We start from the raw sequence: 14708 nt of genomic DNA on the forward strand, positions 1-14708 counted from the left end.
AAGAAAATCGCTCTCCATAAGGGGAGCGATTTTTTTTATTCATAAAGTCAGCTTTCCATACATAAATCTGTAATGACATATAGTTTGGGAGGGGGAAAAGAAGTGGCAACAGATCATTCATTACGTTTTTCATTAAAAGAATCTGTTTGGTTCCAAAAAGGACAGGAAGTCGAAGAACTTTTGTCAATTTCGTTAGATCCAGACGTTGAGATAGAAGAGCTTGATCATGAAGTTATCGTGAGAGGGCAATTAGATTTAACGGGAGAGTATGTTGCGCGGCAAGATGATTCGGCTTATTCATTAAGAGATTTATCGCCAGCGAAGTCGATTGATTATGTAGAAACAAGGGAAGATGGGGTTAATGAACTTGTTCATTCCTTTCCGCTTGAAATATCAATTCCGAGAAACCGTGTGAAAGTAATTGAAGAACTATATGTATCTATTGAGGAATTTGATTATGAATTAAAGGAAAATGGTTGCTTACAATTATTAGCGGATATATCTATCACTGGTTTATGTGATGAAGAAAGAATCGAGGATGAAGAGGAAGAAACAGCGTATGCTGAGTTAGAGGCTGATTCCGCACAAGAAGATGAAAATAGACCCGCCATGCACGTAGAAGAACCAGTCTATAAGGAATCAGATGAGTGGGAAGATTACGCATTTGAACCGTTTCAACTAGAGGAAAGAAAAGAGCAGGAAGTAGAGGAAGAGGAAATAGAAGAACATGAATTTGTGGAGCGTGAAGAGGAGAAAGAATCAACGCCACAATTTGAATTGTTCGGAAGAAAAGATTTCAAGAAAGAAAAAGCGAAAAAACAAGAAGAGCAAGAAGAAGAAACGTATTCACAGCGAGATGAAAATGCACTTTATTTAACGAAAATATTTACGAAAGAACCGGAAGAAGAATTTACAAAGTTAAGAATGTATTTCGTGCAAGAAGGGGATACAATCGAATCTGTTGCAGACCGTTATGAAACGTCTGTACAAAACTTATATCGTGTCAATCAAACAGAAGATATATATTTAACTGCGGGACAAATTATTTATATTCCTGTTTCAAGGGCAAAAGCGAAATAAGTGAGTGTTTTCACTCACTTATTTTCCTAAAGGCAATGTTTTGAATAGAAAGGGTTATTCGTATGGATATTGAATTACGAAATCGCTATGAACCCATTGTAAGGCAATATAGATTGGATACACAGCATATGGAAGAGCACGGAAGTGTAACGAAAATTTACACGAATCAAGGTCCGTATGCGCTCAAGAAAATAGAAGACGGGAAGTTAGAGAGGAATAACTTTTTGCACCATATTCAATATTTGAAGGAGAACGGTTTTTCAAATTATGTACCTATATACCATGCGACGGATGGAAATTATATTTTAAGTGACGGGACGTATAATTATTATTTAATGCCTTGGTTAGAACGTGCGGAAGGCAACGGCGAGGATAATGATCAATACCATAAAATGTTTCAAACTCTCGGGACGTTACATCAAAAAACGGTGAAAGAAGAAACGTATACAGAAGAAGATTTAGAAAAACATTATACAAATATATCCGATCGCTGGGAGAATGATGGTGAGATGTTAGAAGAGTTTCTCGTAGAATCTGAAGCGAAGTGGTATATGTCTCCGTTTGAATTGCAATATTGTACGTACTATCATCATGTAATGAGGGCGCGTGAGTTTGCAATGAAGCAATTAACTGAGTGGAACGATGCGATGAAAGAAAAAGAAAAAACACGTATTACTTTTGTACATGGTAACGTATCGCTTAATCATTTCTTATTTGATTATGAACGGAATGGCTATTTTATTAGTTTAGAAAAATCTAAGTTTGCCACACCGGTGCAAGATATAGTAGGGTTTTATTCTCGGTCTTTAAATACGTATCCAATTGCGCGAAGTGATCGGTTTGAATGGTATCAAATGTACCAAAAAAATTTCCCTTTTACGAAAGAAGAGCAACTACTCATGTTTGCATATATGACGTATCCATCGCAATTTATTCGGCAAATCCAGTCTTATAAGAAAAGAAGAGAGAGTCGCAATGAGGAAAATGAACTGCTCGGAGTAAAGAGCTTACAACAATCGCATTGGCTCGTTAGCAATATAGAATATTTCCTTTCGCAATTACAAGCTGCTCAGCAAGGGAGCGGATAAAGTGATGGGGTCTTACTGCCCGTAAATAGCGGGAGAAAGAAGATAAGTAGAGGATGCTACTTATCTTCTTTTTTTGCCCAAAAAGCCGTAGTATTAAATTTATCTTGACGAATAGGGTTTCGTTTTTTACACTATTGTATATAATAATTAACAATCATATAAATGCCTTGAAGGGGAAGAGTATAACAAGAAACGTCTTCAGAGAGGAGAATCATTAGCTGGGAGATTCTCTAGATAGTTATGTTAGAAGGTAGCCCTGGAGCATCTTTTCTGAACGGAATAGTTCTCATTAGGAAAAGACGGATTTGTCCGTTATCAAATTAAGAGTATAAGCAAATTCCTGAATTTGTTTGTAAATAAAGGTGGTACCGCGATGTCCCTCGTCCTTTTTGGATGAGGGGCATTTTTTATTTTAAGGAGGGAAAATAATGTCAAACACGGAAAAGAATTTACCAACTAAATATGATCATATGTCCGTTGAAGAAGGCCTTTATCAATGGTGGCTTGAAGGCAAATATTTCGAAGCAACAGGAGATGAGAAGAAACAACCATACACAATTGTAATTCCACCTCCGAACGTAACTGGTAAGTTACACTTAGGTCATGCTTGGGATACAACTCTTCAAGATATTTTAACTCGTACGAAGCGTATGCAAGGTTACGATGTATTATGGCTTCCAGGAATGGACCATGCGGGTATCGCAACACAAGCGAAAGTAGAAGGGAAACTTCGTGAAGAAGGTATTTCACGTTACGATCTTGGCCGTGAGAAATTCCTTGAAAAAGCTTGGGAATGGAAAGAGGAATACGCGTCTCACATTCGTCAACAATGGGGGAAAGTTGGTTTAGGATTAGACTATTCTCGTGAACGTTTCACATTAGACGAAGGTTTATCTGATGCGGTTAATAAAGTATTCGTTCAATTATACGAAAAAGGCTTAATTTACCGCGGTGAATATATTATCAACTGGGACCCAGCAACACGCACAGCTCTTTCTGATATTGAAGTAATTCATAAAGAAGTTCAAGGTGCATTCTACCATATGAACTATCCGTTAACAGATGGTTCTGGTCATATTCGTCTTGCTACTACTCGTCCAGAAACGATGCTTGGTGATACAGCAGTAGCAGTTCATCCAGAAGACGATCGTTACAAACATTTAATCGGGAAAACAGTTACACTTCCAATCGTAGGCCGTGAGATTCCGATTATTGCTGATGAGTACGTAGAAAAAGATTTCGGAACAGGCGTTGTAAAAATTACACCAGCTCATGACCCGAATGACTTTGAAGTAGGTAACCGTCATGACTTACCACGTATCTTAGTAATGAACGAAGATGGATCAATGAACGAAAAAGCTGGTAAGTATAACGGTATGGATCGTTTCGAATGCCGTAAAGCGTTAGTGAAGGACTTACAAGAAGCGGGCGTATTAGTAGAAATCGAGCCTCATATGCATTCAGTAGGTCATAGTGAGCGTAGTGGTGCAGTTGTTGAGCCTTACTTATCAACACAATGGTTCGTAAAAATGGCTCCACTTGCTGAGAAGGCAGTAGAGCTTCAACAAAAAGAAGAAGAGAAAGTAACGTTCGTACCAGAACGTTTTGAAAACACATACTTACGCTGGATGGAAAACATTCACGACTGGTGTATTTCTCGTCAATTATGGTGGGGACACCGTATTCCAGCTTGGTATCATAAAGAAACTGGTGAAGTATACGTAGGTACAGATGCACCAGCAGATATTGAAAACTGGAATCAAGATAACGATGTACTTGATACATGGTTCAGTTCAGCGTTATGGCCATTCTCAACACTTGGTTGGCCTAATGAAGATGCAGCAGACTTCAAACGTTACTATTCAACAGATGCATTAGTAACGGGTTATGACATCATCTTCTTCTGGGTATCTCGTATGATTTTCCAAGGTTTAGAGTTTACAGGCGAGCGTCCATTTAAAGATGTATTAATTCACGGTTTAGTTCGTGATGAGCAAGGACGTAAAATGAGTAAATCTCTTGGTAACGGTATTGATCCAATGGATGTTATCGAGAAGTACGGTGCAGATGCAATGCGCTATTTTTTATCAACAGGAAGCGCACCAGGTCAAGATTTACGTTTCAGTATGGAAAAAGTAGAGTCTACTTGGAACTTCATTAATAAAATTTGGAACGCATCACGTTTCGTATTAATGAACATGGATGATATGAAGTATGAAGAAATCGATTTAACTGGTGAAAAATCAGTTGCGGATAAGTGGATTTTAACTCGCTTAAACGAAACAATCGAAAGCGTAACGCGTAACATGGATAAATATGAGTTCGGTGAAGCTGGTCGTTCATTATACAACTTCATTTGGGACGATTTCTGTGACTGGTACATTGAAATGGCGAAACTTCCACTATACGGTGAAGATGAAGCAACTAAGAAAACAACTCGTTCTATTTTAGCTTACGTATTAGACCAAACAATGCGTCTACTACACCCATTCATGCCATTCGTAACAGAGAAGATTTGGCAACATTTACCGCATGAAGGCGAATCTATTACAGTAGCAGCATGGCCAACAGTTCGTGAAGATTTACAAGATACAGAAGCTGCGGCAGAAATGCACCTTCTAGTTGATATCATTCGCTCTGTTCGTAACATCCGTGCAGAAGTTAATACGCCAATGAGCAAAAAAGTTCAAATGCAAATTAAAGCAAAAGATGAGGCTGTACTTGCTCAACTTACGAAAAACAGCTCTTACATTGAGCGTTTCTGTAACCCAAGCGAATTAATAATTCAAACGGATTTACAAGCACCAGAAAAAGCAATGACTGCAATCGTATCAGGTGCAGAGTTATTCTTACCGTTAGCTGATCTTATCAATCTTGATGAAGAGAGAGCACGTCTTGAGAAAGAATTTGAGAAGTTCGACAAAGAAGTAGAACGTGTACAGAAGAAACTTTCAAACCAAGGTTTCGTAGCGAAAGCTCCTGCAGCAGTTATTGACGGAGAGCGTGCGAAAGAGCAAGACTACCTAGAAAAACGTGAAGCAGTTCGCCAACGTCTAGCAGATCTTGAAAAGTAAAATATTTTTTAGAGGCTCACTATATTGGTGAGTCTCTTTTCTTTGCGTATAATAGGAGTATGAAGGTTGTCTTTTGAAAGGGGAAGCATACGTGATACATACATACGAAGAAGCGATAGGGTGGATTCATAGCCGATTGAAGTTTGGTATTAAACCGGGATTAGAAAGAATGAAATGGATGCTAGAAGAGCTCGGAAATCCAGAGCGTCACATAAAATGTGTTCATCTTGCTGGTACAAATGGAAAAGGTTCAACGTTAACATATATGCGCTACATGTTAGAAGATGCAAAATATAAGGTAGGAACATTTACCTCTCCATATATTGAAACATTTAACGAACGTATTAGTGTGAACGGGACACCAATTGCAGATGAAGAGATTACTGAACTTGTAAAGATGGTAAAGCCAGTCGTTGAAAAACTAGATGGGACGGATTTAGGGGAAGCGACTGAGTTTGAAATTATTACTGTTATGGCAATTTGTTATTTCGGTAAAGTTAATTTCTGTGATGTTGTTTTATTTGAAACAGGGCTTGGAGGGCGCTTTGATTCTACGAATGTTATTCATCCTGTTCTCACGATTATTACAAATATCGGCCACGATCATATGCATATTTTAGGGAATACACTAGGAGAAATTGCATATGAAAAGGCGGGGATTATTAAGTCTGGTGTTCCGGTTATTACTGGTGTACGAGATGAGGAAGCATTGCAAGTCATTCAAAAAGTTGCAAAGGAAAATCATGCAAACTTATACGAGATGGGCAAGCATTTTACAGCGTTACATAAACAGTCTGGCGAAGATGGAGAATGGTTCGATTTCACTTGTCCTTTCGCCACTTTTGAAGATGTGCGAATCTCAATGAAAGGTGTTCACCAAGTAGGAAACGCAGCACTTGCACTTATGGCAGTCATGTATGTCAAAACATACTTATCATTTTTAATTGAGGAAGTAGAAATAAGAACTGGATTACAGGAAGCGTATTGGATTGGTCGATTTGAAAAACTGCAAAGCAATCCAGATATTATTATAGATGGTGCCCATAACCCAGAAGGTATCGAAAGTCTTGTGAAAACAGTAGAATCACATTACAAAAATAAAAATGTAATAGTTTTATTTACTGCCCTAGGTGATAAACAATTGCATAATATGGTAGATCAATTAGAAACCATTGCCGATGAAATTATTTTTACAACATTCGCCTTTGATCGTGCTATTTCTGCTGACGAGCTTGCATCGTATTCAAAGAAAGAGTCAAAACTAGTTTTTGAAAATTGGAAAGAGGCAATTGATACGAAGGTTGAAATGATTGGAGAAAATGATGTTTTTATCATAACAGGTTCTCTTTATTTCATTTCGGAAGTTCGAAAATATATTCGCGAGAAAAACTAGATAGTCTTTGCTATCTAGTTTTTTTGTTCTACAAATGAAGTCAAATGCATACATATAAGATAAATATATAGGGTTATTTGGCGAATTCCTCTGACAAATATCTCATTTTTTTGTGAAATGAATATGATATGATGCGGACAATGATAAGAGGTGAGGTGTGAGTGTATGGACAAGCAATCACGAACGATCTCAGTGAAAGTGAATGGAACAGAAGCGAAGTATGAGGAGAAGAAGAAAGATGAATTTGAATGGATGGTAGTAGAAAGTGAAAGACCGAAAAACGTTGTTCCGTTTCAAAAAGCGAAATTGGTGTCTAAGGAAAAAAAACGAAAGAAGTGGAGCAATACGTTAATTGCAATCGTTGCCACTGCGATTGTTATTGGTACGGCTTTTGGGATGGGAATGCTACAGTTACTTAAAGGACAAGGTGCGACAGGGGGAAGCGAAGTAACAGCTTCGAAGCAGATGCGAAATGAAGAATCAAAGGTGGGCGGAACGGCAGAACAAACACCGGCACCAAAAGAGGAAAAACAAAAAGCACAGACAGGAACGTCATTAGATCCAATGAAATTATTTTTTGTGCAAGGAGGGATTTATTCTTCCGAAGAAAAGGGACAGGCCGCTCTTGAAGAGTGGAAAGGTAATGGAGGCGTTGCAGCTTTAAAACCGAGCGGTGATAAGTATGCATTAGTTGTTGGTATTGCTAGCGATGAACAAGGCATAAATCAATTAATGACGCAGTATAAAAATGATAATGTCTCCGTATTGAAAAAGAACTGGGATATAACAGATAAAGCGTTACTTAAAGATGATAAAGAAGTTGGGGCATTTTTAACAAAAGTACAGCCATTATATACTCATTTAGCAAAATATGCTTCCAGCATACAAGCTAGTAGAAAAAGTAATGCGAAAGATATAGGGGCGATTGAAAAAGAGTGGAAAGCGATTGAAAAAGAAGGGAAAAGTATGAAGCAAGAAGAAGCGAAGAAATTGTATATGTATACGTCAGTAGCTGTGCAAACAGTGAAGGACGGAAAAGATGATAAGGAATCTTTGGCGAAACTAAATCAAGTTATTATTGATGGTATGCTTTCGTATGAAAAAATTGTTTCACAAAAGGCGAAATAATAGGATAATGAAATGACGAAGGAAGAAGTGTAGGTACTTCTTTCTTTTCTTTTGAATTTATAGTAAAGTGCTTTCTCTATGGCAGAAATATAATTGTATGTTAGTAAAGAGGTATTATTTTATATAGAGAAGATAATATTTCTTTCATTTGTGGACAAACTATTCCTTTGATACGATTGTTGTAAATGATTCTGCTTCATGTGAGAAAGGAAGGAGAAAATATGAAAAAAATTATTTTAGCTTCAGGGTCACCTCGCAGGAAGGAATTACTTGAGTTAGCTGGTGTGCCATTTGAAATTATTGTAAGTGAAGTAGAAGAAAAGATTGGTGCGTATTCCTCACCTTCTGATATTGTTATGTCACTTGCTTTGCAAAAAGCATCTGCGGTAGCAGAAACGAATAGTGATTACATTGTGTTAGGTGCAGACACAATTGTTACATATGAATCGCGTATACTTGGAAAGCCTTCTAATGAGGCTGAGGCGAAAGAAATGTTGCAATTATTATCAGGGAAAACACATGAAGTGTATACGGGTGTTGCAATTATAGCGAAAGACAAAACAGTCACTTTTTACGAGCGTACAGAAGTTACGTTTTGGGAATTAACAGAAGAGGAAATTGACGTATATGTTGCATCAAAAGAACCTCTTGATAAAGCAGGGAGTTATGGAATTCAAGGTAAAGGATCTATTTTTGTTCAACATATTCAAGGGGACTACTATAGTGTAGTCGGGTTACCAATTTCACGTCTTGTTCGGGAATTAAAACAATTTAATATTGATGTAACCCATGCGTAAAATTGCATGGGATTTTCTTTGAGAGAACAAATAAAAGGGGTGGAGAAATGAACGGTATTCGTGATGTTGTCAAAGAAGAACAGCCACGGGAGCGTTTATTGTTAGAAGGAGCTGGAAGTTTATCGAATCGGGAGCTTCTTGCTGTGTTACTTAGAACAGGTTCTAAAGAAGAAACAGTTTTAAAGTTATCAGATAAAATTTTACATCACTTTGATGGTTTACGTATGTTGAAAGATGCAACGTTAGAAGAGCTTGTCAGTATACATGGTGTTGGGATTGCAAAGGCAGCCCAGCTTATAGCTGCTTTTGAACTTGGTAGAAGAATGGTACGTTTAGAATATCAAAATAGATACAGCATTCGAAGCCCAGAAGATTGTGCGAGATATATGATGGAAGAAATGCGCTTCCTGCAGCAGGAGCATTTTGTATGTTTATATTTAAACACAAAAAATCAAGTTATACATAGGCAAACCATTTTCATTGGAAGCTTAAACACATCAATTGTGCATCCAAGGGAAGTTTTTAAAGAAGCGTTCCGCCGTGCAGCAGCCTCTATCATATGTCTTCATAACCATCGTGCGACACGTTCCTAACTGAAAAGGTTACGCACGCTGTCTGAACGTCATTTATGGCAAGTAAGAGAGTCGTGAACTCTTAACTCGATAGGTAGAATGATAGGGTAACGCCTTGAAATGCCTACTCTAATACTCCGACATGCGTTATTCGAATGTGTATAAGAATAGGGTGTGAAGCTCGGTGAAGTCGGCTGAAAGTTGTCGTAGTACTCATGAGTAACCGAAAGCTAACCAGAGGTGGTTGGTACAACTGATAGGTCGTGAGTCGTGAAAAACTTAATATGGTGAGAATGTGGTAAAACACTGACGAACTAGCGAACGAAATGTCTGTAAGTGGAACTACTTAGAAATGAGTAGACTTGATGAAAACTTCAAGTGCGTTCCGTGGGCGAGTAAGTATGGTGGTTTCGAAAGCTCCATGCATCGTTACAGGCGATGGAGAGGACGTCAGGCAAGAGCTAGCACCTAAGTTAAGAATAGATAGAGTTAAGGGAACGTGGAAAGCTATCAACATGGAGAGTACACACTCTATGAAGTGGTAGGGAGGAAAGGAATATATCTATAACTTCCTTTTATGATAGTGAGAGTAGAGGCAGGAGTGATGAAGTTTCTGTAATGGAAATGGAACAATAGCCTCAAGTCGTTTCGCCTAAACTATTTTAACTCAATCATCTCAAGGATTCTCGTATGACTAAAAAGGTCACGAGCCAAGATTGGAGCGTGATATACCTTGAACGAAAACTTTAAGAAGATCCCTAGAATGAAAAATACAAGGTTACGCCATGCAGAGTATTATGGCATGACTGAAATCTTCGATGAACTTTATGTAAAAAGTAAGGATAAACAAAAATTTAAAAACCTCATGTCAATCATTACTTCAGACAACAACATTCTACTTGCCTATCGAAATATTAAACGGAATAACGGAAGCGCTACGCCTGGAGTCGATGAAGTTACGATAAAGGACGTTGAAGAGCTTGGAACCCATGAGTTTATTGGAATTGTGAAGAAAAGATTTAAACAGTATAATCCTCGAAAAGTAAAACGTGTGGAAATTCCAAAACCTAATGGAAAAACTAGACCATTAGGTATTCCATCTATGTGGGATAGAATTGCGCAACAATGTATTCTACAAGTACTGGAACCTATATGTGAAGCTAATTTTTACAAATATAGTTATGGGTTTAGACCGACAAAATCAGCTGAAAATGCAATATCTGCATGTAATGGACGAATAAACAATAATAAAATGCAATATGTAGTGGATATAGACATTAAAGGTTTCTTCGATGAAGTGAAACATTCAAAACTTATGCGACAAATTTGGACAATGGGTATTCGTGATAAACAATTACTTGTGATTATACGTAAAATGTTAAAAGCGCCTATTGTTTTACCAAATGGAGAAATCGTACATCCAACAAAAGGGACACCGCAAGGTGGAATACTTTCCCCTCTATTGGCGAATATCACTTTAAATGAATTTGATTGGTGGATTGCAAACCAATGGGAAAGTAAAAAGTGCCGAACGCTTAAGGACTATCTTAATAAGAAAACAGGATGGTATAGTCGCCAATATCGCTATCAACAACTTAGAAAAACATCTACATTAAAAGAAATGTACATTGTCCGCTACGCAGATGATTTTAAAATTTTTACTACAACGCGATTAGATGCTGAAAAGATTTTCATGGCAAGTAAAATGTGGCTAGAGGAACGGTTAAACCTTCCTATTTCTGAGGAGAAATCTCAAATTACAAATCTGAAAAAGAAAAGTAGCGAGTTTCTCGGCTTTGAACTGAAAATGGAACGAAAAGGATATGACCGTTTTGGCCGCAGAAAATACGTTTGTCAATCACATATAGCAGAAAAAGCACGAAAGAGGATTAAGAAACAACTCAAAGACCAGATCAAACTCATGCAAAGAGTTCCCAATGGAAACGAATTAATCAAGAACGTTCGAATCTATAATAGTATGGTTATTGGCATTCACAATTATTATCAAATTGCGACGCAAGTAGTCAATAGTTTGATGCCAATACAATACCAATTAACACAAATAGAACGTCAGCGATTAAAGCAATTTTCATTGAGAAAAACAACCAATTATCCAATCAAAGATAAAGGCATTAAACCTTATTTAAAATCAAAGATGACAAGATATATTAATGGATATCCCCTCATTCCTATTGGGTTCATTAAAACAAAAACAGCATTAATGCCCAAAAATAGTGTTAATAAATTTACCAAAGAAGGACGAGAACTAATGCATCGGGAACAAAAGTCGGTTCCGAACTGGCAAGTTCAATGGATTAGGGAACACCCTATCATTAATGAACGGGCAACAATAGAATTCAATGACAATCGAATATCGCTGTTTATAGCCCAAAATGGAAAATGTGCAGTGACTGGGGAAGAATTGATTCTAACGGAAATGGATTGCCATCATAAAACATTATGGAGTAAAACGAAGGATGATAGTTATTCCAACTTAGTGCTAATTACTAGAGATGTTCACCGGCTAATCCATGCCACAGATGTAGAAACTATCCAAAGGTATCTTGAATTTCTTGAATTAAATGAGGAACAACTTATAAAGCTGAATAAACTAAGATTGTTAATTGGAAATGAAATAATCAAGTAAATTAGGGATTTAAATTAAACTAAGTAGATTGAGGAAAATGAAATAGAAGGCAAACGATGGCATGCCGTGTGCGATGAAAGTTGCACGCACGGTGTAGAGCAGGGGAAAAGGTGGAGATAACCTCAAAGTCTTACCTATTGCTATCCTCAGGAGACCCCACGCCGAGCCGAGAAGATATTGAAGTAACAAAACGCTTAGTAGAATGCGGCCGAATTATCGGAATTGAAGTGCTTGACCATATTATAATAGGCGACCATAAATTCGTGAGTTTAAAGGAAAAAGGTCATATTTAAGACTATGCTTTTTACTTATTTTGTTTTATAATGTGATTTATGAGTTTTTTGTAGAAATTTATCTACAAAAAGGATAAAGATATAAAAAACGTACTGTTTTTATAATATAAATTAAGAAAAAATGAGTCCGTGAAAACAAGAAAGGAAGATAAATAATATGTTTGGATTTGGTGGATTTACTCGCGATCTTGGAATAGATTTAGGAACTGCGAACACGCTTGTATATGTAAAAGGAAAAGGTGTAGTTTTACGTGAACCTTCAGTAGTAGCGTTACAAACTGATACGAAACAAATCGTTGCTGTAGGTAGCGATGCAAAACAAATGATTGGTCGTACACCAGGAAACGTTGTGGCACTTCGCCCGATGAAAGACGGTGTAATTGCTGATTACGAAACGACAGCAACAATGATGAAATATTACATTCAACAAGCTCAAAAATCAAATGGATTTTTCTCACGTAAACCATACGTAATGGTATGTGTACCATCTGGTATTACAGCTGTCGAAAGACGTGCAGTAATTGACGCGACTCGTCAAGCTGGTGCTCGTGACGCTTATCCAATTGAAGAACCATTTGCAGCAGCAATTGGTGCAAACTTACCTGTTTGGGAACCAACTGGTAGCATGGTTGTTGATATCGGTGGCGGTACAACAGAAGTTGCAATTATTTCTTTAGGTGGTATTGTAACAAGTCAATCAGTTCGTGTTGCTGGTGATGATATGGACGATTCAATCATTCAGTACATTAAGAAAAGCTACAACTTAATGATTGGTGAAAGAACAGCTGAAGCATTGAAATTAGAAATCGGTTCTGCAGGCGAGCCAGAAGGTATCGAGCCTATGGAAATTCGTGGTCGTGATTTAGTAAGTGGTTTACCAAAAACAGTACTAATTCAACCAGAAGAAATTGCAGATGCATTAAAAGATACAGTAGATGCAATTGTAGAATCTGTTAAAAATACGTTAGAGAAAACTCCACCTGAATTAGCGGCAGACATTATGGACCGTGGTATCGTATTAACAGGTGGCGGAGCATTACTACGTAACTTAGATAAAGTGATTAGCGAAGAAACAAATATGCCAGTTCTTGTTGCAGAAGATCCATTAGATTGCGTAGCAATTGGAACAGGTAAAGCATTAGACAATATCGATCTTTTCAAAACTGCTGCTCGATAATATTGCAAAATAAAAATCAATGAAATTAAGAGGGTGTGAACGTGCCACAGTTTTTCTTAAACAAAAGATTAATTGTTTTGTTAGTTAGTATTATTCTTCTCGTGGCATTGATTGGAATCTCATTGAAAGAACGGAACAGTTTAACATGGCCAGAGCAGTTTGTTAAAGACACTGTCGGTGTTGTAGAACGTGTATTCCAAAAGCCAGCGAAATACGTAGCTGGATTCTTCGAAAATGTAGAGGATGTAAAGCGCACGTATGAAGAGAATAAAGAATTAAAAGCAAAATTAGATAATTACGGAAAGTTATCAAGTCAAGTAAAACAATTAGAAGATGATAAAAAGAAGTTACAAGAGTTAACGGGGAAAAAAGAGTTGAATAGCGGTTATACTGAAATTCCAGCGACTGTCGTTTCTCGTAATCCAGATAAATGGTACGATTTAATTGGAATTGATAGAGGGGCACAGCAAGGAATTAAAAAGGATATGGCTGTAGTAACTTCACAAGGTTTAGTTGGACGAGTGAAAAGCGTATCTCAGTTTACATCATCAGTAGAATTGCTAAGCTCTATGAGCCGAACAAATCGTGTTTCTGCTATCGTGCAAGGTGATGAGAAGATCTTTGGATTGATTGAAGGTTACGATAAAGAAAAGCACTTACTTCTTTTCACAAAGATCGGCTCTGATGCAGACGTGAAAAAAGATCAACTAGTAGTAACATCTGGACTCGGTGATATTTTCCCGAAAGGTCTTGTAATTGGAACAATCGTTGATGTTCAGCCGGATCCATACGGCTTAACAAAAACAGCTTATGTAAAACCTGCCGCTGATTTGAATGACGTAGAGCATATTACGGTTGCGAAACGTGAAACGCCTTCAGCGCCATTAGAATAGGAGGGGGAGAAGAGATGATGAAGATTTTAAAAAGAGCAGCTCTTCCTCTTTTGCTCCTTTTTGTTTTTCTATTTGAAAATATGTTTGCTACTATTGTTCCAACAGAGGTTTTTTGGAAAGACAGTATAGCAGCACCTCATTTCTTTATAATTGTGTTATGTTTTATTACTGTGTACTATAGTCCGGTCCAAGGGATTTATTACGGACTCTTATTTGGTTTCTTATTTGATACCGTATACACAGAACTTGTCGGTATATATATATTTGCGTATCCGATTTTAGCTTATTTAGTTTATAGTGTGATGAAGATACTACAATTGAATTTATTTATTGTTGCTTCTATTGTACTAGCTAGCATTGTAGCACTAGAGTATTATGTGTATGGATTTTTAACTTTGTTAGGACGTACTCATATGTCAGCGTATGTCTTTTTCACAGATCGTCTCCTGTCTACTTTATTGCTAAATGCAATTTTCTTATTGATAGTTTGTTTCCCACTGAGACGATATTTAGTGCGTCTTTCAAAAGCGATGAAAGAAAAAGAAAAAAGGATTTTCTAATTTTAT

11 protein-coding genes, 2 pseudogenes and 1 other annotated feature are annotated in these 14708 nt (G+C 37.3%); all 13 genes and pseudogenes read left to right on the top strand.

Annotated features, from left to right (window positions below; translation table 11 throughout):
• The first annotated feature begins 102 nt into the window (after positions 1–102).
• Positions 103–1080 (top strand): stage VI sporulation protein D, encoded by a 978-nt coding sequence (gene spoVID, locus QCI46_RS05030; RefSeq protein WP_048541357.1) that lies wholly within the window; start codon positions 103–105, stop codon positions 1078–1080.
• Positions 1081–1142: 62 nt separating this feature from the next.
• Positions 1143–2168, top strand: a complete 1026-nt coding sequence (ysxE, locus tag QCI46_RS05035) for a spore coat protein YsxE (RefSeq protein WP_088064510.1) — start codon at positions 1143–1145, stop codon at positions 2166–2168.
• Between the two features lie 158 nt (positions 2169–2326).
• Positions 2327–2559, top strand: a binding site (T-box leader).
• A gap of 37 nt (positions 2560–2596) precedes the next feature.
• The gene (locus QCI46_RS05040; RefSeq protein WP_353839727.1) at positions 2597–5242 is read left to right on the top strand and encodes a valine--tRNA ligase; all 2646 of its coding nucleotides are present in this window, start codon (positions 2597–2599) and stop codon (positions 5240–5242) included.
• A gap of 91 nt (positions 5243–5333) precedes the next feature.
• On the top strand, positions 5334–6635 hold the full coding sequence (locus QCI46_RS05045) for a bifunctional folylpolyglutamate synthase/dihydrofolate synthase (protein ID WP_353839728.1): 1302 nt from the start codon (positions 5334–5336) through the stop codon (positions 6633–6635).
• Positions 6636–6800: 165 nt separating this feature from the next.
• Positions 6801–7763 carry a stage II sporulation protein B gene (locus QCI46_RS05050; RefSeq protein WP_353839729.1) on the top strand — a complete coding sequence of 321 codons (963 nt, stop codon included), beginning with the start codon at positions 6801–6803 and terminating at the stop codon, positions 7761–7763.
• A 221-nt stretch (positions 7764–7984) separates the two neighbouring features.
• A complete protein-coding gene (locus QCI46_RS05055) occupies positions 7985–8560 on the top strand; it encodes a Maf family protein (protein ID WP_098089316.1) in 576 nt (191 codons plus the stop codon).
• 47 nt (positions 8561–8607) lie between these two features.
• A pseudogene (gene radC / locus QCI46_RS05060) lies at positions 8608–9135 on the top strand (DNA repair protein RadC); the annotation flags it as partial.
• 362 nt (positions 9136–9497) lie between these two features.
• Entirely contained in the window at positions 9498–9677 is a 180-nt protein-coding gene (locus tag QCI46_RS05065; protein WP_000858402.1) for a hypothetical protein, read from the top strand.
• A gap of 188 nt (positions 9678–9865) precedes the next feature.
• Positions 9866–11779 carry a group II intron reverse transcriptase/maturase gene (gene ltrA, locus QCI46_RS05070; protein WP_456304689.1) on the top strand — a complete coding sequence of 638 codons (1914 nt, stop codon included), beginning with the start codon at positions 9866–9868 and terminating at the stop codon, positions 11777–11779.
• A 146-nt stretch (positions 11780–11925) separates the two neighbouring features.
• Positions 11926–12072, top strand: a pseudogene (locus tag QCI46_RS05075) (JAB domain-containing protein); the annotation flags it as partial.
• 157 nt (positions 12073–12229) lie between these two features.
• Positions 12230–13249, top strand: coding sequence for a cell shape-determining protein MreB (mreB, locus tag QCI46_RS05080; RefSeq protein ID WP_000466737.1), 1020 nt, complete (start codon positions 12230–12232; stop codon positions 13247–13249).
• Between the two features lie 41 nt (positions 13250–13290).
• The gene (gene mreC / locus QCI46_RS05085) at positions 13291–14142 is read left to right on the top strand and encodes a rod shape-determining protein MreC (RefSeq protein ID WP_098114862.1); all 852 of its coding nucleotides are present in this window, start codon (positions 13291–13293) and stop codon (positions 14140–14142) included.
• 14 nt (positions 14143–14156) lie between these two features.
• Positions 14157–14702: a rod shape-determining protein MreD gene (gene mreD, locus QCI46_RS05090; protein WP_353839733.1), complete on the top strand. Its 546-nt coding sequence runs from the start codon at positions 14157–14159 to the stop codon at positions 14700–14702.
• The last annotated feature ends 6 nt before the right edge of the window (positions 14703–14708 follow it).

This window comes from Bacillus cereus group sp. RP32 (assembly GCF_040459735.1).
In the GTDB taxonomy this organism is placed as follows: Bacteria; Bacillota; Bacilli; order Bacillales; family Bacillaceae_G; genus Bacillus_A; species Bacillus_A wiedmannii.

Bases quoted from the DNA above. Each gene is read 5' to 3' on its own strand.
- QCI46_RS05065 (WP_000858402.1), top strand. From the start codon at position 9,498: ATGAAAACTTCAAGTGCGTTCCGTGGGCGAGTAAGTATGGTGGTTTCG.
- mreD (WP_353839733.1), top strand. From the start codon at position 14,157: ATGATGAAGATTTTAAAAAGAGCAGCTCTTCCTCTTTTGCTCCTTTTT.
- QCI46_RS05050 (WP_353839729.1), top strand. From the start codon at position 6,801: ATGGACAAGCAATCACGAACGATCTCAGTGAAAGTGAATGGAACAGAA.
- QCI46_RS05055 (WP_098089316.1), top strand. From the start codon at position 7,985: ATGAAAAAAATTATTTTAGCTTCAGGGTCACCTCGCAGGAAGGAATTA.
- ysxE (WP_088064510.1), top strand. From the start codon at position 1,143: ATGGATATTGAATTACGAAATCGCTATGAACCCATTGTAAGGCAATAT.
- mreB (WP_000466737.1), top strand. From the start codon at position 12,230: ATGTTTGGATTTGGTGGATTTACTCGCGATCTTGGAATAGATTTAGGA.
- QCI46_RS05040 (WP_353839727.1), top strand. From the start codon at position 2,597: ATGTCAAACACGGAAAAGAATTTACCAACTAAATATGATCATATGTCC.